Raw genomic sequence first — 25,725 nt, 5'->3', positions numbered from 1 at the left:
ATGAAAAAACTTAAGATGACCAGAAACATGCGCAGAAATATATACGGATTTATATTTTTGTCTCCATTTTTCATTGGTTTTATAATGTTTTTCCTGATTCCGATCGTCAGGACGTTCTTTTACTCATTCCAGAGCGTTTCTGTCGGTTCAAACGGAGGAATGGAATTTACCTATAATGGTTTAAAAAACTATTTTGACCTGTTTAAAACTGAGGTTACAACAGATTCAAAGACATTGACAGAGCTTTTTGCCAATCAGAACATGGACATGCTTACAGCAGTGCCGCTTATCACAGTATTCAGTTTATTTATGGCACTTCTTGCCAACAAGCAGTTCAAGGGAAGAGCGATAGTAAGAATGATCTTCTTTTTACCGATTATCTTAGGTCTTTCGCTTGTTACAGATATGCTTGCCATGACAACTGGTTCTGAGCTTACAGAAACAGGCGGAGGTCTTTTTTCAGAGAGTTTCGTGTCAGTTCTTCTGTTTAACTATACCGGAATACCGCTCAGAATTTTGAATCCTATCATGGGCTATGTTGATAACATTTTTGATCTTATAAGCCATGCAGGTGTTCAGACACTTATATATCTGACAGCGCTGCAGTCAATCTCACCTAGTTTGTACGAGGTTGCAAGGATTGAAGGCGCAACAGCATATGAGACTTTCTGGAAGGTTACAATTCCTTCAATCATGCATATCATCATGTTCGTGGTTGTTTATACTATCGTTGAGCTTTTCCTGGAATCTCAGATAGCAAAAGAAGTTTACAGCTTTGCTTTTGAGCAGAACAAGATTGGAATTGGTTCAGCACTCTCGGTTGTTTATATTTTGAACGTTTTATTGGTGCTTGCAGTTGTGGCGCTGATTTTAGGGAAGGTGGTAAAACGTTATGAGTAATACCTATTTTATTTCACAAAAGGTAAAAAAGATATTGATGAATGTCTTTATCATATTGCTGATAGCGGGCTTGTGTTTTTCAATTCTTTATCCACTGATCAAACTGGTGCCAACAATTTTCTCATCGATTGAAGACTTGGGAAATCCAAATGTTATCTGGCTTCCACAGAAGTTTTCTGTGACAAGTTTTAAGGCTGCGGCAAGATTTGTAATGCCTGCCGGCATCTTTACACTTTTAAAAACAGTTTTGTACGCTGCGGGAATCATGGTGCTTCAGGTTTTCTTCTCAGCAATGGTTGGTTACGCCATGGCGAGAGTAAAATTTGTATTCAGTAAAGTGGCATATTTCCTTGTGATATTGGTATTCCTTGTTCCAAGACAGTCACTTCTTCTTGCACAGTACATTTTCTTTAAGCATTTTGACTTCCTTGGCATAATGAATATCTTCACAAAAGCCGGAGAAGTTGACCTTATAGACAATCCTATCACACTGGTGCTTTTGGCAATTTTTGGATTTGGTGTAAATCAGAGTCTTTTCATATTCCTCTTTGCCCAGTTCTTTAGAAATATTCCAAAAGAACTTGAAGAGGCTGCAGGAATGGATGGCTGCGGATTTTTCAGGACCTATTTCAGGATCATGGTTCCTAATGCAATGCCAATAATATCAACTGTTTCGATATTGTCATTTGTATGGAATTATTCTGATGTTTACTATACTAACTACTTTAGTTCAAATGCAGGTCTTATGAGCACTCTTTTGTCCAAGACATTTGTCAGTGCCAATAAGACATATGTACTGAATGCGGTTCAGGCATGGTTTGGTATACCTACAGTTAACGATTTTGCTTTTGATGCAGTTAAACAGGCGGGGGTTCTAGTTTATCTGATACCGTTACTTATTGTATACCTTATCGGACAGAGAAGGCTTGTTCAAAATATGGAGAATTCCGGATTGGTAGGATAATCTATGGATGAAAAAGGTAAGCTGACTATATATGATATAGCCAAAATGGCGGGGGTTTCCAGCACTACTGTTTCAAGAGCCATGAATGGCTCAGGGTATGTGGCCAAGGAAAAAAAGGACAGAATACTGAAAGTCATAGAGGAAAGCGGTTTTAAGCCCAATGCGTTTGCAAAGGGCTTAACGACAAGAAGAAGTGGCACTATCGGAATGCTGGTTCCTGATGTCATTAACCCTTTTTATGCGACTATGTTCACCATGCTTGAGAGAGAAGCGCTAAAGCATGATTACAACGTAATTCTCTGTAACTATTACAATGATAATTCCTCTTCGGTAAAGCAGATAGCTCTTTTGGAGCAAAAGCAGGTTGACGTTTTACTTCATGTGGGCGGACCTACAGACCTGTACGAGATACCGCAGGATCTGCTGGAAGTCCTTGAAAAGGTTGGAAAAAGCATTCCAATTATCACAAATGGCAATTCAGTGGATGGAAGATTTATTTCTGTCCAGGTAAATGATGATAGCGCGCTTGATTCAATGCTTGTTGAGGCTTACGCGAAGGGTTATCGCAAGTTTGCGATTGTCGGCGGAGATAAAAAATATATCCCAACCTTTAATAAATGGAAGCAGTTTGAGGTTACTCTGCGCAGACTAAATGTGCCTGCTGAAAATCGAAAGATTCTTGAATATGACAACTTTGACAGTTATGGCGGTGAAAAGTGTGTTGAACTGCTGATAGATGAGTATGGTATGGATATTCCAACTTTTATCGTGGGAATAAATGAATCAGTTGCCATCGGAGTCGAGAAAGGCCTTATAAAGCGTGGTTATAAGGTTCCTGAAGATGTTTCCGTGGTGGGATTTGATAATACGTATCTGTCAGAGATGATGTCACCAAGCCTCTCCAGTATTGGCTGCGATTATGACGAGTACGCCAAATATGTCATAAGCATCATACTTGACGTAATTGAGAGTGGTGCCGGAGGTAAGCATGATTCTCAGCTCTATGTTAACAGCAAGTATGTAAAGAGAGAATCGACAGCGATATAAAAGATATACAATCCCCAATGACATTCTTTAGATGCTTTTGGGGATTTTTATATGAAATGAATGTATAATTTTGTTGTGACAATAAATATTCATTAGGAAAGTGAGGTATTTTGATGGAGAGAGTTGAGAAGTTTTTAAAAGAAGCAGGCACTTATTACCTTGCAACCGTTGATGGGGATCAGCCAAAGGTACGTCCTTTCGGAACTGCTCATATTTTCGAAGGAAAATTGTATATTCAGACCGGAAAGGTAAAAGATGTATCCAAACAGATCCATGCTAATCCTAAGGTTGAAATCTGCGCATTTAAGGGTGGAGAATGGCTCCGCGTTGCAGGAACTCTTGTAGAGGATGACAGACTGGAAGCTAAGCAGTCCATGCTTGATGCTTATCCTTCTCTTCAGGGAATGTATAAGGCTGATGACGGAAATACTGAAGTATTCTACATTAAGGACGCTACAGCTACATTCAGTTCTTTTACACATGAACCTGAAGTGGAGAAGTTCTGAGTAGAGAATAATTAAATGATGTAAAGATAAAAAGTGATTCTATAGAATGTGATTCAAGAATCCTGACATCATTAAATTAGTGATTAGTGTAAGATTATATATAGTTTTTTTAATGGGTATTTTAATTAGTATATTAGTATTTCTATGACAGAAAACGAGTAAGATAGCTGTATATGACAGCATCCTACTCGTTTTTTAATATGTCATTTGAATAGTTTTGCTACAGTAATGAATAATTTAGCGCTTCATCAGAAATCAACTTCTGTATCATAGTAGCAGCACTTGAGAAGCTTTTCCATTTCTTCCTGACTAGGCTGACGAGGATTGGAACCTGTACATGCATCAAGAATAGCATTAGCTGCTATATCGTGAAGCCTTTCAAGGAAAATATCCTCGGGAACAAATCCAACTTCAGCTGGAAGTCCATCAGCGCCGTAATGATTGATACTGTGAGGAATATTGAGGTCATCGTTCATCTTGCGCAGATATTCAATGAGAAGTTTAACCTTTTCATCATCATTTGAGCCACCAAGGTGCATGTAATCAGCGATAACGCCATAACGCTGTTTTGCTACAGGATCTTTTGCGTTGAAAGCTACAACCTTTGGCAGGTACATAGCATTTGCAGCACCATGGATGATGTGTGCTCCAAGATCAGCGAAAACAGCACCAGTCTTGTGAGCCATTGAGTGTACAATACCAAGAAGAGCGTTTGAGAATGCCATTCCTGCAAGACACTGAGCGTTGTGCATTGCATCTCTAGCGTCCATATCTTCATTGTAGGATTTAACAAGATTATCCATGATCATCTCTATTGCATGGATTGCAAGAGGATCGGTATAATCGCAGTTAGCTGTTGAAACATACGCCTCTACAGCGTGTGTCATAGCATCCATACCTGTATGAGCTACGAGCTTCTTAGGCATTGTGTGTGCAAGCTCAGGGTCAACAATCGCAACATCAGGTGTGATCTCGAAATCTGCGATAGGATACTTAATACCCTTCTGATAATTAGTGATAATTGAGAAAGCTGTTACCTCAGTAGCTGTGCCGGATGTAGAAGAAATAGCACAGAATTTAGCCTTTGTGCGGAGTTTCGGAAGACCAAATACCTTGCACATATCTTCAAAAGTAGTATCAGGATATTCATACTTGATCCACATAGCCTTAGCTGCGTCTATAGGTGAACCGCCACCGATAGCAACAATCCAGTCAGGCTGGAATTTCTGCATAGCTTCTGCACCCTTCATTACAGTCTCAACTGATGGGTCAGGCTCGATGCCTTCAAACAGTTCAACTTCCATTCCTGCTTCCTTAAGATAATCTTCAACCTTCTGCAGGAATCCTCCCCTTTTCATTGATCCGCCGCCAGTGCAGATCATTGCCCTTTTTCCTTCAAAAGTTTTAAGAGCTTCCAAAGCGCCCTTTCCATGATAGATGTCTCTGGGCAGAGTAAAACGTGCCATACCTAAATACCTCCTATAAAATAATATCTGTTAAAAAAATAACGTAACCACCTGTATATTATTATATAGGCATATTTCACATAAATCAAATCTTGATTTTTTGAAATTTGGTCATATTGACGTAAGGGCTTTGGGAGTCCACTTACTAATAAAGTGATGCAAGAGGCAAATGTAAATATATGAGGTCGACATCATAAAGTTCAATTGATAAAATTGTGACATTACAGTAATATGAAGAAATAGGTGTTTTACAGAATACAAATTAAGGGGTTTGGCGATATGAAGGCATATCAGTTAAAGATAACAATAAAAGGGTCTAAGCCGCCAATATGGAGAAGATGTATTGTTCCTGCAGGGATTAGTTTTTCACAGCTGACAGTTCTTTTCCATAAAATTATTGGCTGGTGGGAAGGACATCTTAGCCAGTATACATTTGAAAGCCTGGGTGTAACTCTTATTGAGAATGCGGGTGATTATATCGGCAGTCGCTGGGATGAAGTGGAGCTTGATTCTTCAGAGCATCTTATTGATGAGTTTTTTGATGAGGCTAAGTCTTTTACCTATTGGTATGACTTTGGTGATGACTGGAAGCATAAAGTTCAGATTGAGAAAGTATTAGAGGACTACGAGTATAATTATCCGATGGTGCTTAAATTTAAGGGTGATACTCCTCCTGAGGACTGTGGCGGCATATGGGGGTATTACCATATGTTGGATGTGCTTGAGCATCCTGACGATCCTGAATATGAGGAAGTCAAGGAATGGTTTGATGAAATAAGTGGTGCTCACTATGATATGGAACTTGTAAATCAGGAGCTTGCCAAGTATAAAAAGACAAAGAAAAAGATCAAACCCATAAAGGAAGTAGATTTACTCTATAAAGAAAACGATATAAGAGCGTCACTTAATCTTGACCAGGTAGTGGTACCATCCGGTAAGGAGAGTGTTCCTGGAAGTAAGAAAAAAGCCGGTAAGAAAGCTAATGATAAAGAGATTAAGGATGCCATAAAAAAGCTTGGCGATACTATTGAAAAATATGTGGATACAAAGCGTCAATTCGATGAAAGCCTGCGGGATACATATGGTGACGACAATGTTGACGATTACTATGAGTTTTTGGAGCATAGTAACAATGGTGAAGCAAAGCTTAAGACTATATTTGATTATAGTAACTGGAAAGATGTTACTGTTGAAAAATCCAGAAATTCCATGCAGGATTTAATGCTGAATCTGCGAGATATTGACATTAAGAATTACATGAAATATTTTCAGATTCCTGATACAAGTGGGACCAAAAAGCTTTCACGAATCAAGAAAATTCTGGAAGTACTTGGTGAAAATCCACAGTATTATCTTTATATGTATGCAAAAGATGAAGTGGAGGTTCTTTTTCAGCTATTTAGTGGTGATATCAGTGATATAGAATTTAGCGAATTTATTCCTGATGAAGTAGAGTTTGCTATTATTGTAAGTCTTCTTATGGGAATAATTGAGGTAAAAGAAAAGGGGACAAAGGTCCAGATAAAATTTGCTGAAGATGCTGACAAGGCTGTTGAAGCCATACGCGAAGTTTACAAGACATCAGGCAAGAAGATTTATAAAGAACTTGAAAAATTTGACCGTCAGATAGGTGGTCTTATGCGTAATTATGGTGTAGTTGAGATTAACAGACTTGCGCCTATTATCAAGGATATATGGGGAAAAGATGTTGATTCTAAGGATACTATAATCAAAACATATCTTCACTGCACCATGCCTAGCAGGTTGTCAACAGCAACAGATTATTTGGCAGGAGAATCATATGTTGTTGCGCCGGGAATAGATGCACAGTCTGTTATGGAATATCGCAAGAATAAGCTTAGCTCTGATGTGGATTACAGGCCATTTACCAAGAACGATCCAAATGTTTCCAGCAGTGATATGTGCGAGAGTTATTTTTGCTGGGAAGATATGGAAGGGCTTTTTGAACAGGAATTACAGCTTGATTCGGATGAAATTGGGCAAAATATGGAATATCTTTTCATGAAGACTCTTGATGGTTGTGATGCGACAGAGTTGTTTGATGTATTGTGTGATATATATCCAACAGATAATCCCTTTATTCTATCCCAGTACTGGATGATAAGTTCAAGTTGTGTGCTTGAGACAGGAATTCCGCATTTGATGGGGCATTCCAGATATGAGTATTTCGAACTGACAGGTCAGAGGCCTCCGGAACTACCTATAACCAAGTTTGGCACAAATGGTAAAAAGAGCAAGGGACCCAAGGCGCATCTTCTTAATTTCCCGGAAGATATCCAGTGGGAGCTGTATGAATTACAGCTTACTGATAAGATGAAGGATAAGAAAGAAGAGTATGCACAGCGCGCAGAGGTCATGCTAAATAAATATCCTGAGAATCTTGAGCTAATGGCTATGATGGTGGATCTTTTCCTTGCATTTGATATGAAGGATAAGAGCAAATTTTTGCTTCATAGGATGAAAAAGTTGGATTCAAGCCTGTCTACAGAAGTAAACCGGATGCTTAAGATGATTGATAAGGGAATTATCCCCAATTATATTGATTCAGAACTCCCATTTCATGATGATGTAAACGATTTTAATCTATGGGGTGAAGATGATTTTGATGTAGTGCAGCAGCCTGTTGTTCGTGAACATCCTAAGATTGGTAGAAATGATCCATGTCCTTGTGGCAGCGGCAAGAAATTCAAGAAATGCTGTATGGGCAAGGAAATATATGATTAGGGATATGGTGGAATGTAATTGAATACATTTGATAAATGCGCGGCTTTTAGTAATTAGACTGAAAGCTGTGTATTTTTATACTATTAAAAAAAGAGCCTGTCCCTAAAAGTGTACTTTTTTGGACAAGCTCGATTTGTATTCTATCCCAAAAACTAAAATAGTGCAATAGTCTATTTTAAAAATAACGATATATTGGAAAAATTGTCTCAATAAGAGGTGGCTTCTATACGAAATATAAAATGTTACTTTAATAAATCTATTTGTAGGCAAGAAACTACGGTGATATTTCCAATAGGAATACATTCTTAAGTCTTTATCAAAGAATGAATACTATTTGTAACAGATTACCGCTGCAGTTTCTTGGGTTGGAGGTACTTATGAGTTCAAGAACAATAGGTTATGCCAGGGTAAGCAGTCGTGATCAGAATGAAAACAGGCAAATTGATTTGTTGTTAAAAATTGGAGTAAAGCCAGACGATATTTTTATTGATAAAGAATCAGGCAAAGATTTTAATCGACCTAAATATAATGAAATGATTGCAAATATTCATGAAAATGATACCCTCTATATTTCAAGCATAGATAGGCTTGGGAGAAATTATGAGGAAATAATAGTTCAATGGAAGAAGATAACTAAGGACATGCATGCGGATATCGTGGTTTTAGATATGCCCCTTTTAGATACAAGAGAGTCAAAAGATTTTATTGGGATTTTTATCAGTGATCTTATCTTGCAGATACAATCATTTGTTGCAGAGAATGAGCGCAATAATATAAGGACAAGGCAAAGAGAAGGAATCATAGCAGCTAAGAACAGAGGCGTAAAATTTGGTAGACCTAAAACAAAATTGCCGCGTGATTTTTCAGAAGTATGTCTTTTACTTAAAAATAATGAATGCTCAATTAGGGAAGGCGCAAAGAAATGTAAGATGAAAAAGTCGACATTTTACAATAAAGTAAAAGAAGCGGGTGTTATTTAATTCCTGTATAATAATTAAGGGGGCAATCATACTGATTGCCCCCTATAGTGCTAGATTTCACCATACTTATCCTTATATTTTTGAAGCAGTAAATTCAAATTTGCCAGGGCAATATCTTGATCAGCAATCGTGGCATCCTTATCAGCAATTATGGCCTCTTGATTAGCAATAGTGGCATTTTGATTCGCCATTATAACCTTATCCTCTTCAATAATAGGCATTAACTGCTCCTCAGCGTCAGTAAACCCAGCGGTGTATTGTGAAGCACTCTGTTCGCGATAGCGGCGCTGTCCTTCAAGAATTTCTCTGGTCTGATCATCTGCATTTATTGTGTACATCAAGTCTCCCACCTCCTCGATAGCATCGTTGCCTTTTGCTAGGGCTTTGAACTCTTCCCATGTAGTGGCATTAAATAACTTTGCCCAATAAACAACATTATTGTTTATATCTTCATCTGTTGCAAGGTCTGTATGGTTCAATTGTAGCACGTTGAGAGCGAAATTTTTAGTATAAGGAATATGATTTTTTGTGTTCATTAACAGGAAATGTGCATAAAATTCCGGATTATCAGGAAAAAGTTCCTGATTCGTTATACAAAAATGAGTTGTAGGCATAAGATGACTGTAATCCTCGCCTTCTTTCAAACTGTCAAAGGCTCTGCATAGGTATAATATGGATCTTAGAATCCAGTATTTATCAGTATACATCTGAAGTTCAATGTTAAGGATCTCTCCATTGTTGAGGAGAAGCTTTAAATCCATGACCGTTTCTTTTTGCAGAGCATTAAGATCAATAGGGTTTTGGACAAGAATATCCTTTACCATACTTGGATCAATTCCTTTAAGAGAGCATACGAGTCCTTTAAGTGCCCGTTTTGACTGCTGCATTACGTAATGAAGCATGATATCACTTGTAAGTGAGAATTCGATTGTTCCTGTTGCATTCTGATAGGAACTGATATTAAGATTGTTACTACTCATTAAAAAATCCTTTCAATAAAAATAAGTTTGGAAAATGCAGCGATATCGCTGACTATGCCACGAATGTGACATTCTGCTCTGAAAAGAGCACAGAAAGAATTTTAACATCAGTTTCCGTGAACATGCAAGAAAAAAATTCTTAATCTTTCTTAATAATTCCACTACATATCCCACATACAAGAACGTTATACCAGACAGTTTTATTGGTGGATAACCAAATCCATCAGAAAGCAGCATATAGACTGCAAAAAACACCTGTTTCAGGTGTCCAAAAAAGTACACCTTTTTGGACACTATGAGGAGCGGGGAAATGCTTGAAAACAGTGTCAAGGGTAAAAAAGTCCTTTTTATTACCACAAAAAATATAGATTACATTCGAAATACACAGGAAATCAGAATTCTTAAGGAAAATGCAGATGAATTAAAGATTATTCATTCTGTTAAGAAAAACTATGCCTTAAGAATTATTGATGTTTGGGGACAAATTCTAAAAAGCAGACGTAAAAGAGCATCTTCTGGATCAACCATCCAAGACTGTGATGTTATTTTTATTGGCTTTGCTCCACAATTAGTCCTTCCATTCTTAGGAAGGAAGTTCAAGGGTAAACAAATCATAATAGATTTCTTTATCTCTGTCTATGACACATTAATTTGCGATAGAAAATTGTTTCGCAAAGGCGGATTTATTGCTTTTCTCAGCCACAAGCTTGATGAAGTAACAATAAGGAAAGCTGATTACATTATTACTGATACCAAAGCGCATGCAAAGTTCTTTGTAGAAGAGTTTGGCGCTGACCAAAGGAAAACAGAAACAATTTATCTGGAAGCTGATCAAAACATATATTATCCACGAGTTACAAAAAACATAAATTATCCAAACGATAAAGTGAAGGTCTTGTACTTTGGAAGCATTCTCCCATTACAAGGGGTGGATATAGTACTGGATGCAATAAGGCTTTTGAAAGATAACGCAAATATCGCTTTCGAAGTAATCGGGCCTATACCTCAGAAATACAATAAACCGATTCAGGATAATGTGAAATACATAGACTGGTTATCCCAAGAAGAACTGGCAAACCACATTGCAGATGCGGATCTCTGCCTTGCAGGTCACTTTAATAAAGAAATTAAAAAGGCTGACAGGACTATCCCAGGTAAAGCATATATATATGAAGCAATGGGAAAAGCAATGATTCTTGGCAACAGTTCCGGAAACAGAGAGCTTTTCCAGGAAGATGAGTCTCATATATTTGTTGAGATGGGAAATGCTATGGATTTGGCAAAGAAGATTAGAAATTGGTCTGTGAATAGAGAAGAAAAGCTTATATCAGCGATTAATTAAGAGGAAAAAGACAATCATAGAAATAAATGTGTTATTTGCACTCTATGAAAAAAGCATATGTGATACATGACTAAACCAGGAAATGAGAAGAATGTATGGGGATTTATAAAACAATTAAAAAAGTATATGCCAGTAATGCGTTTTTTCAAGTGATTGTTTATATATGCTTCTTGGTTTCGGGGGCGCTAACATCATGTGTTTATCTTATTTTGAGGATTTTACCTATAAATAAGAAGAAAATTGTTTTTTGCAACATGAAGGGAAGCCGATATGGTGATAATCCAATGGAGATATCACAGGCATTACATAGAATTAGGCCAGACTTTGAAATTGTTTGGTTGTTAAATGGAAATCAAAATATTGAAGTTCCTAATTATGTAAAGAGAGCAGAACATAGCTATTTTAATCGGGCATTCGAGCTTGTGACAGCAAAAGTGTGGGTAGATTCAAATACAAAAGAGTTTGGAGTACGTAAGAGAAAAGAACAATTGTACTTACAGACTTGGCACGGGAGTTATGGGATAAAAAAGATTGGCTTGGATGTTGATAATAGCTCAGGAATGATTGATAAAGTTCTATTCCCATCTAATTCAAGAATAACAGACGCTATGATTTCAAATAGCAAAATGACTAGTGAGATTTATCGAAGAGCTTTTGGCTTTAAGAATAATATGCTTGAAATCGGTAGCCCGCGAAATGATGTTTTTTTTAATGAAAATCAGAATGAAATTGTTAATAAGGTAAAAGAATTCTTTAATATCGGAAACAAAAAAATACTTTTATATGCGCCAACGTACAGATCAACACTATCTGTTGATTTCTTCACAATAGATCTTCAAGGATTAGAAAAAGTTTTAGAGGAAGTTACAAAAGAAAGCTGGTGCATTTTAGTAAGACTACATCCTCAGAATATCAGTGATGCTAAGAATTTAAAAATAGGTGGAAATATCCTCAATGCTACTGAATATACTGTGATGCAAGATTTGTTGGTAGCATCAGACTGCCTTATCACAGATTATTCAAGCTGTATGTTCGACTTTATAACAAAGCCAAAGCCATGTTTCATCTATGCACCTGATTTGGATGAATTTGAAAATGATAGAGGAAATTATTGGAAGATAAATGATCTTCCTTTCCCGGTTGCAAGAAATAATAAGGAATTATTTGATAATGTTCGGGAATTTGATTTGGATATGTACAAGGAAAATGTTGTAAAACTTCATGAGAAAGTGGGGCTTTGTGAAACGGGCAAGGCATCTGAATTAGCTGTGAACTATATCCTTGATTTTATTGAGAATGGTGGAAAAAGAAAATGAATATTGCAGTAATATTTGCTGGCGGTGTAGGCAGGAGAATGCATACAAAGGATTTGCCTAAGCAATTTCTTGAAGTATATGGAAAGCCAGTAATTATACATACTCTTGAAAAATTTGAAAATCATAGTGAGATAGATGCTATTGTGATTGCTTGTGTTAAAGACTGGATTCCACATATGAATAGTCTTCTTGCTAAATATCACATTACTAAGGTTAAAAGTGTAGTAATGGGTGGAGCAACAGGTCAGGAATCAATATACAACGGGTTAATGGCTGCTAAGGCAATTGCTTATGAGAAAGCTGTTGTCCTTATTCATGATGGAGTAAGACCTTTTATCACGGAAAAACTAATATCAGATAATATTGCTTCGGTGAAAAAACATGGTTCCGCAATTACTACCACCAAAGTAACAGAAACAATATTAGTTGTAAATGAAGATGCACTCATTGAAGAAGTTCCTGAGCGTAGTAATTCTAGGCTGGCAAAGGCACCGCAAAGTTTTTACTTGGATGACATTATGGCTGCGCATGAAAAAGCAAGAGCTGAAAATAGAAATGATTTTATTGATAGTTGCACTTTAATGCAGCATTATGGGGCAAAACTTCATCTAGTTGATGGCCCTATTGAGAATATAAAGGTAACGACTCCACAAGATATATTTACGATGAGATCTGTATTTGAAGCAAATGAAATATTAAAAATGCAGGAGCAGATTGGATGAGTTGAATGATGTGCTTTAATATGCACTCAAATGGGGGAATAAAGTGGATATTATTGGAGATATATCGAAATATAGAAAGCAATTAATGGGATTGGCTACAATTTGGATAATATATTTACATTTTTGTAATTATGGAAACTGGAAATACATTCCATTTGGTTTATTCAATAGCCTATTTGGTTCTGTTGGTGTTTCAATTTTCTGTATATTATCAGGGATGGGTATAGCATTTTCTCTAACTAAAGGAAATGTTTTAGATTATTTTATTAGAAGAATGAGAAGATTGTTTCCGGCTATTATTCTCATTTGTACTCCTTTTTTTGCTTATAGGGATTTTTTTCTCAATGTAGAAGAACATGGTGTATGCCGCTTTTTTCTTGATATTACTGGATTATCATTTTGGATGTTTGGTGATGAAAGATTTTGGTATCTTTACTTTATTATTCTTATGTACCTGCTATCCCCGATATTTAATCATTGCAACTCGAAATGTATGGGAGTAGTTATTGTCTTAGTATCAATCGTATTTCCATTTGTGTTGAATGCTTGTTTTAACACATTTTTCGTCAATGCTCATTTGGCAATACCACGTGTAACTCCATATCTCATCGGTTTTTTCCTTCAAAAATGGGGGGATACGCAGCTAAAGGTGACCAAACGCAGCTTTATTATCATAATACTCACGACATTATTGGCTCAGCCGCTTCGTTTGCTTGGTAATCATATATTAAATCGTTCAGTTCAAGTAATGATTGCAATTGCCATCATTATGATATTTATTCGTATTTATCCTTATATATCGAAAATAGCTTTTATGAATAAACTTTTGATGTTTTTTGGCGAACACTCATTGGAGTTTTATCTTGTTCACGTTGCTCTGATATGGCTGTTCAAAGGACCTTGGGGGCTTGAATTAACTGAACTTATAAATCTTTTGCTTATTTTTATATTAACAATTATGTATGGCACATTTGTACATAAAGTATCTTTGATTGAGAAAGGCAGTGCTTCTAAAAAATGAAAAAAATTCTGCTCATGGGTATAACTGGAATTAATAATTTTGGTGAAGAACTTATTGCTGATTGTACAGAGTATATCGTTAATCATAACGACAAAAAATGTGAGTATGACATTTCCATAGAATCTTTCGAACCCAAAATGTCTTTTCTGAAAAAAATACTATATTACCTTTTTATTGGAATATCTAAGTTTGATAAAAAGTCTACGATATCTGCTTATTGCGTCAAAATTGCTGCATTTCTTAGATGTTTTAATGTTTATTCATCAAAAATTAAGGATTGTGATGCTCTTATATTTGCTTGTGGCAGTATTAAATATGGAACCCAAAAACTATGGGCATATTATTCATTAGCTGTCGATATCGCAAATAAATATGATAAGCCTATTATGTTTAGCGGAAGTAATATACAAAAGTTTGATGCTAATGACTATAGATGCATGTACTTAAGAAAACATATGGTGAGTGAAAATGTTATAAAGATATCTACGCGTGATTTTTGGGGAGGGGTTGAAAAACTTAGAAATGATTATCGGATTCCAGAGAGAATAGAATGTGAGCGAGTTGGTGATTCTGCTTTTTTTATTCCAGAATGCTACGGAGTTAAAAAGAATCCTAAAGAAAAGGTTGGAATAAATGTAATTGTTGGAAGCATTATTTCATTGTATGGAGGAGATATATCTTATAACCAGCTGTTAGATATTTATATTACGCTGATACAAGAATTGGAACGAAATGGTATAGCATGGGAACTTTTTTCAAATGGATTGCCTTTAGATACTCTTTTTGGAAAAAAAGTTTTAATTGGTCTAAAAAAGTCAGAAAAAGAGATACGTATTCCTAAAAATCAGATGGAATTATTAGACATTATTTCTGGTTATAAAGTTATTTTGGGAGCAAGATTGCACGCATGTATATCCGCCTATTCTATGGATATCCCTTTTGCAGGCTTTTTTTGGGATGATAAAATAGTGGATTTCTCAAGAGCTACGGGAACAGAGCAATTGTTTTTTACTGCTGCAGACCTGGATGGTATTAGGATGGCTCAAAAATTGGCATATTTATATTCTAATGGCTATGAATTTGATCAAGATAGAAAAAAACAGTTGAAAAGTGCAACACAAGATGCAATAGACGAGTTTTTATTGGGGCTTAGTAAGGAGAAATCATTTGAAAACTAATATTTTATTTATAACAGCTGGAAATATTGGGAGAGGCGGCATTCAAACTGTCTTGTTGCAATGGCTGAATCAATTGAAGGATGAAGATTTGCACTTTATTTGGTATTCACCAGGAAAGGTTATCGATAAATGTTTTTATGATGAATTTGGAAAATATGATATAGAGATCATTAGTGGAAATCATGCGGATTCCTGGCGGAAGTATTCTGCTATAGTGCAGGATCTAAAGAGGATACTTGCAAATAATAGTATTGATATTGTTCATATAAATACTGGAGCTATTTATTTACACTGTATTGCCATTTATTTTGCAAAGAAAAATAGGATAAAAAGAATTATTTCCCACTCTAGAAATACAGGTCTTGAAAAGAGTTTTATTAGTAAAGGCGTTCACAATATAATGCGGTCATATATATATCATAATGCATCCCAGATAGCAGGGTGTTCTCAAAATGCTATTCGATGGCTGATTGGTTCAGAAAATGCTAAAAGAAGTGGGAAAGTTATTCCCAATGCAATTCCTTTGAATAAATTTGCATTTGATAATGAAATCAGATCTGAGTATCGGATGTCAATGGACAGTATTTCTGATAAAAAAGTGTTAGGTGCTGTTGGAAAATTGAATGAACAAAAGAATTTTGAGTTTTTAATTGATGTAATGAAAGATTTATCTGATGTAGATAATGACTATGCTCTGTTATTGTTTGGTAGTGGAAAAAAAGAAAAAGAACTAAAGGATAGAGTAAAGAGTCTTAATCTTGAAAAAAAAGTGTATTTTATGGGGACGAGTGATCAGATAGATAAATGGTTGCAGGCTATAGATGTATTCCTAATGCCAAGTAAATGGGAAGGGTTTGGAAATGCTGCAATAGAGGCTCAAGCGGCAGGGCTTCCATGTGTATTGTCAGATGTAATGACAGAGGAAGTAAAAATCCTAGACTGTGTTAGTTATTTACCAATTAATAATACAGAAGCATGGTGCTATGAAATTAATTCTCTAATAAAAACAGGACAATCAATATTTGAAAGGAGTAGTAATAGTGCGAAAGGAGTAAATTCAAAATTTAACTCCGAAAATGCTGTAAAAGATTTAAAGGATATCTATGGAATCAAATGAAGATAATAAAAAAAGATGTTTTAAAAAGAATAATTGAATTGTTTTTGATTTTTTTAGTAGTAAGTTCCACAAGAATATATATATCAGCCAATACTATAGGAATTTATACAACAAGTGATGAAGTTTCTGCAATCAGTATTGCTCCCAGAATTGCGGGGTTCGATTGGTCTGATGTTGTATCTCAGGCAGGTTATTATGGAATAGGATATTTGTTTATATATGCGCCATTATTTCGACTAGGTCTTGATTCTCTACTAATCTATAAAATCATGATTTTAGGTTCGGCGATAATACTTGGGTTTTCTTCGATTGTATGCAATAAGATAATTCATGATTTTTTTCCGGAAATAAAATCTACTGAACGAATGCTTTTTTCTATGGTATGTGGATGTATGAGTTTTTGCAGCACGTATCAACCATCCATGCGAAATGAAGAAATGCTGATTCTTGTATGTTGGCTAATTTCTTATTGCCTTTTCGAGATAATAGAACACAATTATTTGAGGTACAGAATAGCTCTTATTATATTATGTTTATATTCCTTGACACTTCATGAAAGAGCCGCTGTTTTTGCTATGAGCTTAATAGCAATATCTATTGTATATTTTCTTATAACTAAGAAAAGGATAGTAAGTATATCGGATGCGGTGCTTCTTATAATTGGAGCTGTTATTATTAAAGCATTTCTTAAAATGTACAGAAACTCAATTTGGAGCGGAACAAGTGTGGTAAGAAATACTTCCGTTACTAATACTGTTGTTATAGGTTTATCAAGAATTGGGGTAGATAAGTATTATTTGAAGTCGATTTTTTCGATTCTATTTGGAGTAAATTATACCACGTGTGCGGTATCGTGTTGTTTGTTTGCAATTGCACTTACAGCGATAATAATTCAATTCGGAAAAAGTATAAAAAAAGATGATGAGGATATTTCATCAGTTTATGTTGTTGGTATATACAGCTTAGTTTGCTACCTTATTATATTAATTGGATTGATTTTAACCTGGGGAGATAATGTATATTATGGTTTCAAATCGGAAACTACTGATTGGTTCTATCATTATAAAGCTTTTACTTATTTGAGATATCCAGGTTTTGCTGTGCCGACTATATCTATGACTGGACTAATCATTTGGCATGAAAATCCCAAGAAACGTAAGGAAATATCTTTGTGGTCAGGGATGTTTATAATGATCATGACCATTCTATGGCATTGGTTGATACTACCTTATATTTCGAACCAAAAAGCATTGATGTTTTTACCTATAACAGCGTTAGATTACAGTATAAAAGTTGATTCAAATAATTGGGTTTTTACCATGCAGATTGTGTTATTGATTGCATTGTTCTGGATACTTGTAGCTAACAAAAAACATTCTACTATTATTATGTCAATATTCCTAATTATATATCTGAGTATGGCTAGAATATATGCTTTTAATAATATTGAATTAAAGGCAGAAGAACGTGTGCTTACAAATGCAGATGCAGGAGTTAGTTTAATTAATTATCTGAAAGAGAATACAGAAAATAAGTTAGAAATTAATTCAATTGATGTTGACCGAGAAAGCGATCATCAAATTTGGTATTTATATCAGTTCTATTGCTATGATGTTCACATCATTCCCAATCTGCCTAATCTTGCAAATGAAGAAATAATAATATTGACTAACGGAATAATACCTGAGTGCGAAGATAATAATGATATTTTGTGTTATCAACTTGACAATAATGAATATATCTATTACAAGGGGGATTCGATTAGTTCATTACTTCAAAACTATTTAAAAAATTAAGGGATTAGTAATATGCGTGCAAAAAAAGCTTTAATCAATACTGTCATGGCAATACTAAGAGAAATAGTTGTTGTCATATGTAATTTTATTTTGCCTCGTTTAATCTTATCACATTATGGTTCTACTTATAATGGTTTAATTTCGTCGATAGAGCAATTTTTGACATATGGAAATCTTATGCAATTTGGTATAGCTGGTGCAACAAGAGCTGCATTATATAAGCCTATCAGCGAAAATAATCTTGACTCTATTAGTACTATTTATATTACTACTAGAAAATTTATGCATAAATTATCGTGCTTTTTTGTACTATTAGTTTTTATTATGATTTGTATTTATCCATATTTATTTATAGATAAATTTGATTGGTTTTTTACAGCATCACTCGTGATGATATTGGGAATAAATGCATTAGCCATAAATTTTCTTGGGATATCTTATAAAGCGATACTTGCTGCAGATCAAAGGCAATATTTAATAACAGGTTCGCAAATAGCGTGTGTAATTATCTCTACAGTCACATCTGTGATGCTCATTGATAATGGCGCGGATATTCGTCTTGTAAAACTTGTTGCTGCTTTATCGTTTTGTTTACAACCTTTTTTACTAAAATATGCAGTTGATAAATCTTTTAAAATTGACTATGCTGCAAAACCTGATAATAAGATAATAGGTCAGCGGTGGGATGCGTTTGCACACCAAATGGCGACATTTGCACACGATAATACAGATGTTGTTATTCTTACGTTATTTTTGGATTTAAAGGAAATTTCAGTATATGCAATATATAGAATGGTAGTAAATGGTGTTAAGGCAATAATAAACAGCTTGGGATCTGGTATAGAAGCAGCTTTTGGAAATATGATTGCGCGTAAGCAGAAAGAATCCTTAAATGCTGCGTTTAAAATGTTTGAGATTACATTATTTTACCTTAGTGGAATAGTTTTTTCATGCGCTATTGTGTTAATTCTTCCTTTTGTTGATGTATATACAAAAGGGGTTACAGATGTCGATTATCAGAGACCTTTATTTGGATTATTGTTTTGTATAGCAGAACTGTTATGGTGCATAAGAATACCATATCAAGTTGTAACGCAGGCAGCGGGCCATTATAAACAAACAAGAAATGGAGCAATTATTGAGCCAATTATTAATATCATTATTTCACTGTGCTTAGTTAATATTATGGGAATGAATGGTGTAATAGTGGGAACTATTATTGCTATGACATATAGGACAATTCAATATTCACTTTATTCAACAGCTCATGTTTTGGAAAGAAAATACAATTTGTTCTTATACAGAATCATTGTATTGATAATGCAGATGTTATTATCTTGTTTTGTTTCTAGATTTTTTGTTTTAGAAGTAAAAAGCTATTTTTCATTCTTTGAATTAGCCTTAGGTAGAGGTGTAATAATTGCTGTGGTTTCTATGTTTGTTGCTGTATTGTTCGATAGAAAGTATTTGAAGTCTGTTCTTGCATATTATCAAAAACGTTAATTTTTAAAATAAGGCACTTTTACGTTTGATTTTGTAATCTTTAGTTGATTAGTAATAAGGAGTATTATCTAACTCATGCAAGTTTTCTGAGTGCTTATGAATGAGAAATTTGACATTAGATAGGAACAAAGTATTGATGAATTATAAGTTAATGGTTGTAGCAACAGGTATATAGGGGGGAGTATGTTATTCAACTCAATTGATTTTTTAATCTTTTTTCCAATAGTTTTATTGGTCTACTATGTGATTCCAGATAAGATTAAATATTTATGGCTTTTAGTAGCAAGTTACTATTTTTACATGTGCTGGAATGCTAAATATGCATTACTTATTCTGACATCAACAGTAATCACATATTTAAGTGGAATATTGATAGATGCAATTAAAAATGGAAAAATATTTGGCTTATGTGATTCGCTTAGCCTTAATGGTGCTTCTGCTGAAAATGCTCAGGATAATCAGGAGGCAGTAGAAGAGGTAAAGACTCATTTAAAGAAAATAGTTGTAGCTATAAGTTTTTTATCAAATATCGGAATTCTATTTTACTTCAAATATACAGGATTTGCATGCAATCTTCTTGCTGATGTTTTTTCAAGGTTCAACGTGCAGCTGAATTTGCCGGAATTCGATATTATTCTTCCTGTTGGAATTTCTTTTTACACGTTTCAGGCGCTTAGTTACACCATGGACGTTTATAGAGGAGAAATATATGCAGAGAAGAATTTCTTCAGATACGCTCTGTTTGTTTCATTTTTCCCACAATTGGTTGCAGGTCCTATTGAAAGATCTAAGAATCTGTTAAAGCAGCTTGCTGTACCGCAGAAATTCAATTATGAAAAAGCAAAAGAAGGACTGATTTTAATGCTCTGGGGATACTTTTTGAAATTGGTTCTTGCTGATAGGATTTCTATTTTTGTAGATACAGTTTATGGCGATACGGAGACATATCCAGGGTATTTTCTACTGTTGGCAACGGTTTTGTTTGCGGTTCAGATTTATTGTGACTTTGCTGGTTATTCTACGATAGCTGTTGGTTCAGCTAAGATACTTGGCGTTGAACTTATGAAGAATTTTAATGCACCATATTTGTCTACTTCTGTTGCAGAATTTTGGAGAAGATGGCATATATCTTTAACTTCATGGTTTAAGGACTATCTCTATATTCCGCTTGGTGGAAGTAGGAAAGGCAAAGTGAGGAAGTATATTAACAAGATAATTGTCTTTCTTGTAAGTGGTCTCTGGCATGGCGCTGATTTATCTTATGTGGTTTGGGGCGGAATAAACGGGGTATATCAGGTTATTGGTGAAATATTGCAGCCATTAAGAAATCGCGGTGTTAAATTATTGGGGCTTAACAGAGAATCTATGGGGCATAAACTGGTTCATATGATAGGGACGTTTGTCTTGATTGATTTTACTTGGATATTCTTTAGAGCAAGTAATATCGGTCAGGCATTGGAAGTTATCAAGTCCATTTTTATTGTTCATAATCCATGGGTTTTGTTTGATGGATCAATTTATGAATGCGGACTTGACATAAAGAATTTTTGGTTGATGTTATATTGCATTTTGATTCTTTTGATTGCTGATTGTTGTAAGAGGAAGAGAGTAGTTATCAGCGATATTATTCTCAAGCAGGATTATTGGTTTAGAATCCTGTTTGTTTCCGGAACAGTACTGTTTATTTTGTTATTTGGAAAATGGGGACCAACATTTGATCAGGCAAGTTTTATTTACTTTCAGTTTTAGGCGTTCGCTGTTTTTATAAGAAAAGAGGAATTGCAATGAAGAAATATATAAAGAGATTGGTATGTGTATTAGCGGTTATTGCAATAATAGTCGTTGGAATCTACAAAATGGGGTGGTTAGTCAGACCAGTTAAGACAGATATTTGTATAAACGCAATCAATACCTTTCATGAAATTCCTGATAACTCAATCGAAGTAATGGGGTATGGTTCAAGTCATATGTGGCGCGGCATGAATCCTATGGAATTGTATTCCAAGTATGGCATTGGCGCATATAATTATGGATGCAACTGGCAGAAACTCAATACAACATTGTTATTTTTCAAGGATTCTCTAAAGACACAGAAGCCAAAAGTTGCACTTATTGAGACCTTCATGGTGGGTGAGTGTCTTGAGGATATTAATGTTAATGGTGAAATTTACTACACTTCTGCTATAGATAATGATGATAACAAGGAGATATATCTTAAACAGTGTCTTGGCGATGATAAGGAAAGGTATCTATCGTACTATATCCCGTTTGTTGCATTTCATGATAACTGGAATGATTTACAGAAGAGCAGCTTTAATCCGATGAATAATTATGATGGAAAAGACTTCAGGAAGACTATGGGCTTTGTCAGCTCAGATACTGCTAAGAAAGCAAAAATCCCTGATTATACGACTTTTGAACAAGAGGAACTGAGTGAAACATCAGTTGCAATATTAGATGACATCATGATGACCTGTAGGGCAAATGATATAAAAGTTGTTTTTTATACTGCACCATATCAGGGAGAGTACAAATATGCAAATGCAATGAAGGATTATGCTGAACAAAATGGATGTGCATATTTTAATTTATTTGAATATGTGGATGAGATTGGGATTGATGGAAAGACGGACTTTTCTGATAAAGGTCATCTGAATACCAGCGGTTCGAATAAGGTTGCGGATTTCTTGGGAAAATATCTCAAAGAAACATTCGAATTGACTGATTTTAGGAATATTAAAGGTAACATGTGGGAAAATGAGCTCTAAAGAGGAGATGTTTTATGCAGAGAAAAACAATCGAACAAAGTGAATTAACCTTGGCTGGTTTGCTTAGGCAGATGCGCAAAGATGCAGGCAAGTACCAGAGTGAGATTGCAGAATTACTCAAAGTTAAGAGTGTGACTTACTCTGCGTATGAAAATGGGAGAATTGTTCCGTCAGCGGACAAGCTATATACGTTAGCTAAGTATTATGGCGTTAGCGCGGAAGTTTTTCTTTCGAAACTAGATCCTGATGCTACCAACGATGCTGTGAAAGGTTCTGAATTGCAAAAGGTTAAAGATGATGCAGGTCAGGTGGATGAACTTGTGTATTATTTTAAGAATCTTACTGATTCTCAGAAAAAGGCGGTTTATGACTTGACCAAGACATTGTATATGGATTGATATTTAAATACCGAAGTGAAATTGCAGATTTTCTGAAGATAAGATTATTTCTAAGATTTGGTATTGGGGAAAACTATGTTTTCTGGAAAGAACATTATGGAAGAAAGAACTACATTAAATAGACAGATTTATCTTGATATAGCTAAAGGAATTGGAATAATAATGGTAGTATGGGCACATGCATATGGGCCCATTACCAGTTTTATTGGATCTTTTCACATGCCTTTTTTCTTTTTTATTTCAGGAATGCTTTATAAGGGATATAAACCGGTAAACACATATATTAAAGGGAAACTGAAAAGTCTTTTGATTCCATTTTGGCTATATAATCTCATGTTTTATCCTGTTTTTTTATTCTTTTTTATTGGAAAAAATGGGATTACAAGGTTTGTATAAGAGAAGTTTTAGAAATAATAAGTACTGTTGGTAAGGTCCCGTTTCTAGGTGCGACGTGGTTTTTGGCGGCTTTATTTTGTGTTAAGTATTTGGAAAAATCAAGTGTAGATATTGGATTCTATATTAGTCTTTCTTCACAATATAAGGATTTGGACAAATCAGTTTAATTCTGCTTGATAAATCCTTATTACAGTCTACGAATATGTTAATAATAACATATTCGTCGCATAAATAAAATATTGTTAAATAAAACATATTTTGTATAATGCCCTCCATTTATGTTATACTTAACATAAATGGAGGGCATTATTATGGGTGAAAACGAAATTGATGCAATATTTGAACAGATAAACAAGCTGAAAAAACCTGCTTCTGGCTCGGAAATAACTTCTGCCAACAATGCTAATAGTGCTTTAGGTGATATGCTAAACGGAGTATCCGCCGAAATACAAAGGGTTTTGGACGATAATAAACTTACACAGGAAGATTTGTGCAAAATAACCGGAATGTCCCAGTCTAATATAAGTAAAATACTAAATGGTAAAGTTGCACCGCGACTTGATACGTTACAGAAAATAGCAGCATCTACAAATACAAAACTTGTTGTTAGCTTCGAAAAAATTGGAGGAGATGAATAATGGGACACATCAATTCAATTGAAATAAATAGATTTAGAGGTATCAAACAGCTAGAGATTACTGATTTTTCAAATATAAACCTCATAGTAGGTGATAATAATAGCGGAAAGACCACTTTTCTAGAAGCTATTCAGTTTTTATTTGCAAAAACACAGATTGGCTCTATAAAAAAGATAATTAATCAACGTTCAGTTCTTAGCCCTGATAGAAACAGCTTTTTCGTTTCATTTATAAAACTGTTCGATATTGATCAGTCGGCTGATCAGTTAGAATTTGACATATATGCAGAAAGCAGCAATGGTACTCTGAGATTTCAGCTTAGCGGACAAGAAAAAAATATTTCTGGTGATGAGGCTTTGCAATTATCTGCGTTATCTCCGCGTGAAAAGCTGCAATATAAAAGATCTTCAGCTTTTTTACCTGAAACCGCCAAAGTTTTTATTGGTAGAATAGCCTCTCAGACAAACAAAAAAATCGCAGAGCAGAATATTAGATGTACATCTATGGACACTGGGTTGCCAGGAGTGGCAATGAAAAAAGAAGTTCAATACATACCCTCTTTTGGGCACATGAGGTATGACCTTTTACAGAACATTGTGGATAATCCGGAATATAAGAAACTTACAATTGATATTCTAAGACAATTTGATAGCGAAATAGCAGATATTTGTTATACCAAGGCAGATGACGGGACATATCTTGAAACCATTATTACCCAAAATGGCTCAAGCATGCCTTTTTCAGTATATGGAGACGGCATCAAGAAGATTCTCTATATTCTTAACAAAATGTTTGCTTCTTCAGATTCAATATTATTAATTGATGAAATTGAAACGGGACTTCACAAAAAGTATTATGATACATTGTTTCCCGTTGTTTTTGCACTGGCAAATAAGTTAAATGTTCAGCTATTTATAGCGACTCATAGTAATGAAGTCATAGATGCCATATTGAAATATGGTGATTATGAAAATGAAACTGAAAAGAAAGATCCTATCAAAGTTATAACTCTAAAGAAAATCAAATCACCGGATAGTAATGCTATCAATGTTGTTGCCAGGAACGTTACAGGCAAATATGTTTATGATAATAAGAAAGTATTTGAATTTGAGGTACGCTTATGATGACAGAATTAGTACTCGTAGAAGGCGTATCTGACGTTCTGCTTATTAGTTACTTTTTACAAAATGTATATGGATGGAAGCACGAAAACAGTAATGTGATAGGCATAACAGAAAATGACGCCTATGAACACATAGAAAGTCTTGCTAAGGAAGATAGTCAGCTTATCTTATGTGGTGTTGGTGGTAACGGGAAATTTGCGTCATTTGTAGAAAAGCATCGAGTAAATACAATGCTCATTGAAAAAGATATTGCATCTTTAATGATTGTAACTGACAGGGATGAAGATACTGACGGCAAGATAGCAAGAAGAATCAAAAAGGCACTGGGTAGTCTTACTATCAGGGGCGGGCAATGGCTTAGCAACGACATTACTGATTCATTTGGACAATCCAAAACCATAAATACATATCTATTGGTTATTCCTGCCGATGAGAATGGTGCGTTGGAGAGAGTTATCATAAATGCACTGAAGGATATTCCTGAGGAAGCGGAATTGATAAAGGAAGTGTCCACCTTTATCAATTCGTTAAAAGCAGAAATAGTCCCAGAACTCTACCAGACAAACAAATCCGATAAGGCAACCATTGGGACTTTTTTCAGTATCAAGAATCCGCAAAATGCAATGCGTTCATTTGTAACATTTATTTCCAAGATTGATTGGTCAAGCTCTGAATCTCTTAGGCAATTGTTTTTACCATTCCAATATCTCGGAGCGGAAAAGCCGGAGGCGGAAGGCATATTGAATGAAAAATGACTTTTGCGTAGAAATTCAAAAACACACCAATCTATGCTACCATATATAAAGCATATTTTTGGA

23 protein-coding genes are annotated in these 25,725 nt (G+C 35.0%); 21 read left to right on the top strand and 2 right to left on the bottom strand.

Annotated elements, in window-relative coordinates:
- From BM086_RS09210 to BM086_RS09195, 4 genes are all read left to right on the top strand, one after another.
- Nucleotides 1–900 carry a carbohydrate ABC transporter permease gene (locus BM086_RS09210; protein ID WP_092325735.1) on the top strand — a complete coding sequence of 300 codons (900 nt, stop codon included), beginning with the start codon at nucleotides 1–3 and terminating at the stop codon, nucleotides 898–900.
- Complete coding sequence (locus BM086_RS09205) at nucleotides 893–1,864, top strand: carbohydrate ABC transporter permease (RefSeq protein ID WP_092325734.1); 972 nt, start codon at nucleotides 893–895, stop codon at nucleotides 1,862–1,864. Before BM086_RS09210 ends, BM086_RS09205 begins: the two co-directional genes overlap by 8 nt.
- Before the next feature lie 3 nt (nucleotides 1,865–1,867).
- On the top strand, nucleotides 1,868–2,911 hold the full coding sequence (locus BM086_RS09200) for a LacI family DNA-binding transcriptional regulator (RefSeq protein ID WP_092325733.1): 1,044 nt from the start codon (nucleotides 1,868–1,870) through the stop codon (nucleotides 2,909–2,911).
- Between the two features lie 113 nt (nucleotides 2,912–3,024).
- A complete protein-coding gene (locus BM086_RS09195; RefSeq protein ID WP_092325732.1) occupies nucleotides 3,025–3,417 on the top strand; it encodes a pyridoxamine 5'-phosphate oxidase family protein in 393 nt (130 codons plus the stop codon).
- A 248-nt stretch (nucleotides 3,418–3,665) separates the two neighbouring features.
- Here BM086_RS09195 and BM086_RS09190 read toward each other — a convergent pair whose 3' ends face one another.
- Nucleotides 3,666–4,883 (bottom strand): iron-containing alcohol dehydrogenase, encoded by a 1,218-nt coding sequence (locus tag BM086_RS09190; RefSeq protein WP_092325731.1) that lies wholly within the window; start codon nucleotides 4,881–4,883, stop codon nucleotides 3,666–3,668.
- A 279-nt stretch (nucleotides 4,884–5,162) separates the two neighbouring features.
- On the opposite strand from BM086_RS09190, the gene BM086_RS21710 reads away from it, so the two are divergent.
- Both BM086_RS21710 and BM086_RS09180 read left to right on the top strand, forming a co-directional pair.
- The gene (locus BM086_RS21710) at nucleotides 5,163–7,628 is read left to right on the top strand and encodes an IS1096 element passenger TnpR family protein (protein ID WP_092325873.1); all 2,466 of its coding nucleotides are present in this window, start codon (nucleotides 5,163–5,165) and stop codon (nucleotides 7,626–7,628) included.
- A 377-nt stretch (nucleotides 7,629–8,005) separates the two neighbouring features.
- Nucleotides 8,006–8,608, top strand: a complete 603-nt coding sequence (locus BM086_RS09180; protein ID WP_092325730.1) for a recombinase family protein — start codon at nucleotides 8,006–8,008, stop codon at nucleotides 8,606–8,608.
- Between the two features lie 50 nt (nucleotides 8,609–8,658).
- On the opposite strand, the gene BM086_RS09175 is transcribed toward BM086_RS09180, so the two are convergent.
- Complete coding sequence (locus tag BM086_RS09175) at nucleotides 8,659–9,588, bottom strand: PD-(D/E)XK nuclease family transposase (protein ID WP_092325729.1); 930 nt, start codon at nucleotides 9,586–9,588, stop codon at nucleotides 8,659–8,661.
- 310 nt (nucleotides 9,589–9,898) lie between these two features.
- Here BM086_RS09175 and BM086_RS09170 point away from each other — a divergent pair, with 310 nt between their 5' ends.
- From BM086_RS09170 to BM086_RS09100, 15 genes are all read left to right on the top strand, one after another.
- Nucleotides 9,899–10,930 (top strand): glycosyltransferase family 4 protein, encoded by a 1,032-nt coding sequence (locus BM086_RS09170; RefSeq protein ID WP_242952160.1) that lies wholly within the window; start codon nucleotides 9,899–9,901, stop codon nucleotides 10,928–10,930.
- Nucleotides 10,931–11,025: 95 nt separating this feature from the next.
- A complete protein-coding gene (locus tag BM086_RS09165; protein WP_092325727.1) occupies nucleotides 11,026–12,246 on the top strand; it encodes a CDP-glycerol glycerophosphotransferase family protein in 1,221 nt (406 codons plus the stop codon).
- Complete coding sequence (locus BM086_RS09160; protein ID WP_092325726.1) at nucleotides 12,243–12,968, top strand: IspD/TarI family cytidylyltransferase; 726 nt, start codon at nucleotides 12,243–12,245, stop codon at nucleotides 12,966–12,968. Before BM086_RS09165 ends, BM086_RS09160 begins: the two co-directional genes overlap by 4 nt.
- 43 nt (nucleotides 12,969–13,011) lie before the next feature.
- Nucleotides 13,012–13,989 (top strand): acyltransferase family protein, encoded by a 978-nt coding sequence (locus BM086_RS09155; RefSeq protein WP_092325725.1) that lies wholly within the window; start codon nucleotides 13,012–13,014, stop codon nucleotides 13,987–13,989.
- Nucleotides 13,986–15,167, top strand: a complete 1,182-nt coding sequence (locus BM086_RS09150; protein WP_092325724.1) for a polysaccharide pyruvyl transferase family protein — start codon at nucleotides 13,986–13,988, stop codon at nucleotides 15,165–15,167. The genes BM086_RS09155 and BM086_RS09150 overlap by 4 nt, the downstream gene beginning before the upstream one ends.
- Nucleotides 15,157–16,284 (top strand): glycosyltransferase, encoded by a 1,128-nt coding sequence (locus BM086_RS09145; RefSeq protein WP_092325723.1) that lies wholly within the window; start codon nucleotides 15,157–15,159, stop codon nucleotides 16,282–16,284. The genes BM086_RS09150 and BM086_RS09145 overlap by 11 nt, the downstream gene beginning before the upstream one ends.
- A complete protein-coding gene (locus BM086_RS09140) occupies nucleotides 16,281–18,080 on the top strand; it encodes a hypothetical protein (RefSeq protein ID WP_092325722.1) in 1,800 nt (599 codons plus the stop codon). Before BM086_RS09145 ends, BM086_RS09140 begins: the two co-directional genes overlap by 4 nt.
- 12 nt (nucleotides 18,081–18,092) lie before the next feature.
- The gene (locus tag BM086_RS09135) at nucleotides 18,093–19,583 is read left to right on the top strand and encodes a lipopolysaccharide biosynthesis protein (RefSeq protein WP_092325721.1); all 1,491 of its coding nucleotides are present in this window, start codon (nucleotides 18,093–18,095) and stop codon (nucleotides 19,581–19,583) included.
- Nucleotides 19,584–19,766: 183 nt separating this feature from the next.
- The gene (locus tag BM086_RS09130; RefSeq protein WP_092325720.1) at nucleotides 19,767–21,332 is read left to right on the top strand and encodes an MBOAT family O-acyltransferase; all 1,566 of its coding nucleotides are present in this window, start codon (nucleotides 19,767–19,769) and stop codon (nucleotides 21,330–21,332) included.
- Nucleotides 21,333–21,367: 35 nt separating this feature from the next.
- Nucleotides 21,368–22,351 (top strand): hypothetical protein, encoded by a 984-nt coding sequence (locus tag BM086_RS09125; protein WP_092325719.1) that lies wholly within the window; start codon nucleotides 21,368–21,370, stop codon nucleotides 22,349–22,351.
- A 14-nt stretch (nucleotides 22,352–22,365) separates the two neighbouring features.
- Nucleotides 22,366–22,749, top strand: coding sequence for a helix-turn-helix domain-containing protein (locus tag BM086_RS09120; RefSeq protein WP_092325718.1), 384 nt, complete (start codon nucleotides 22,366–22,368; stop codon nucleotides 22,747–22,749).
- A 75-nt stretch (nucleotides 22,750–22,824) separates the two neighbouring features.
- Nucleotides 22,825–23,145 (top strand): acyltransferase family protein, encoded by a 321-nt coding sequence (locus BM086_RS09115; RefSeq protein WP_092325717.1) that lies wholly within the window; start codon nucleotides 22,825–22,827, stop codon nucleotides 23,143–23,145.
- Between the two features lie 311 nt (nucleotides 23,146–23,456).
- Nucleotides 23,457–23,783 (top strand): helix-turn-helix domain-containing protein, encoded by a 327-nt coding sequence (locus BM086_RS09110; protein ID WP_175560182.1) that lies wholly within the window; start codon nucleotides 23,457–23,459, stop codon nucleotides 23,781–23,783.
- Nucleotides 23,783–24,907, top strand: a complete 1,125-nt coding sequence (locus tag BM086_RS09105; protein ID WP_092325715.1) for an AAA family ATPase — start codon at nucleotides 23,783–23,785, stop codon at nucleotides 24,905–24,907. Before BM086_RS09110 ends, BM086_RS09105 begins: the two co-directional genes overlap by 1 nt.
- The gene (locus tag BM086_RS09100) at nucleotides 24,904–25,662 is read left to right on the top strand and encodes a DUF3226 domain-containing protein (RefSeq protein ID WP_092325714.1); all 759 of its coding nucleotides are present in this window, start codon (nucleotides 24,904–24,906) and stop codon (nucleotides 25,660–25,662) included. Before BM086_RS09105 ends, BM086_RS09100 begins: the two co-directional genes overlap by 4 nt.
- Nucleotides 25,663–25,725 lie beyond the last annotated feature (63 nt).

Source organism: Butyrivibrio sp. YAB3001 (assembly GCF_900112195.1).
Lineage (GTDB): Bacteria > Bacillota > Clostridia > Lachnospirales > Lachnospiraceae > Butyrivibrio.
The sequence above is the reverse complement of the archived record's forward strand: the minus strand, read 5'-3'. Positions and strand labels throughout refer to the sequence as shown.

Excerpts from the sequence above, each read along its gene's own strand:
- BM086_RS09125 (WP_092325719.1), top strand. The coding sequence starts at position 21,368 with ATGAAGAAATATATAAAGAGATTGGTATGTGTATTAGCGGTTATTGCA.
- BM086_RS09205 (WP_092325734.1), top strand. The coding sequence starts at position 893 with ATGAGTAATACCTATTTTATTTCACAAAAGGTAAAAAAGATATTGATG.
- BM086_RS09140 (WP_092325722.1), top strand. The coding sequence starts at position 16,281 with ATGAAGATAATAAAAAAAGATGTTTTAAAAAGAATAATTGAATTGTTT.
- BM086_RS09105 (WP_092325715.1), top strand. The coding sequence starts at position 23,783 with ATGGGACACATCAATTCAATTGAAATAAATAGATTTAGAGGTATCAAA.
- BM086_RS09180 (WP_092325730.1), top strand. The coding sequence starts at position 8,006 with ATGAGTTCAAGAACAATAGGTTATGCCAGGGTAAGCAGTCGTGATCAG.
- BM086_RS09160 (WP_092325726.1), top strand. The coding sequence starts at position 12,243 with ATGAATATTGCAGTAATATTTGCTGGCGGTGTAGGCAGGAGAATGCAT.
- BM086_RS21710 (WP_092325873.1), top strand. The coding sequence starts at position 5,163 with ATGAAGGCATATCAGTTAAAGATAACAATAAAAGGGTCTAAGCCGCCA.
- BM086_RS09100 (WP_092325714.1), top strand. The coding sequence starts at position 24,904 with ATGATGACAGAATTAGTACTCGTAGAAGGCGTATCTGACGTTCTGCTT.
- BM086_RS09195 (WP_092325732.1), top strand. The coding sequence starts at position 3,025 with ATGGAGAGAGTTGAGAAGTTTTTAAAAGAAGCAGGCACTTATTACCTT.
- BM086_RS09210 (WP_092325735.1), top strand. The coding sequence starts at position 1 with ATGAAAAAACTTAAGATGACCAGAAACATGCGCAGAAATATATACGGA.
- BM086_RS09190 (WP_092325731.1), bottom strand. The coding sequence starts at position 4,883 with ATGGCACGTTTTACTCTGCCCAGAGACATCTATCATGGAAAGGGCGCT.
- BM086_RS09135 (WP_092325721.1), top strand. The coding sequence starts at position 18,093 with ATGCGTGCAAAAAAAGCTTTAATCAATACTGTCATGGCAATACTAAGA.
- BM086_RS09110 (WP_175560182.1), top strand. The coding sequence starts at position 23,457 with ATGGGTGAAAACGAAATTGATGCAATATTTGAACAGATAAACAAGCTG.
- BM086_RS09175 (WP_092325729.1), bottom strand. The coding sequence starts at position 9,588 with ATGAGTAGTAACAATCTTAATATCAGTTCCTATCAGAATGCAACAGGA.
- BM086_RS09170 (WP_242952160.1), top strand. The coding sequence starts at position 9,899 with ATGCTTGAAAACAGTGTCAAGGGTAAAAAAGTCCTTTTTATTACCACA.
- BM086_RS09120 (WP_092325718.1), top strand. The coding sequence starts at position 22,366 with ATGCAGAGAAAAACAATCGAACAAAGTGAATTAACCTTGGCTGGTTTG.
- BM086_RS09150 (WP_092325724.1), top strand. The coding sequence starts at position 13,986 with ATGAAAAAAATTCTGCTCATGGGTATAACTGGAATTAATAATTTTGGT.
- BM086_RS09130 (WP_092325720.1), top strand. The coding sequence starts at position 19,767 with ATGTTATTCAACTCAATTGATTTTTTAATCTTTTTTCCAATAGTTTTA.
- BM086_RS09200 (WP_092325733.1), top strand. The coding sequence starts at position 1,868 with ATGGATGAAAAAGGTAAGCTGACTATATATGATATAGCCAAAATGGCG.
- BM086_RS09115 (WP_092325717.1), top strand. The coding sequence starts at position 22,825 with ATGTTTTCTGGAAAGAACATTATGGAAGAAAGAACTACATTAAATAGA.
- BM086_RS09165 (WP_092325727.1), top strand. The coding sequence starts at position 11,026 with ATGGGGATTTATAAAACAATTAAAAAAGTATATGCCAGTAATGCGTTT.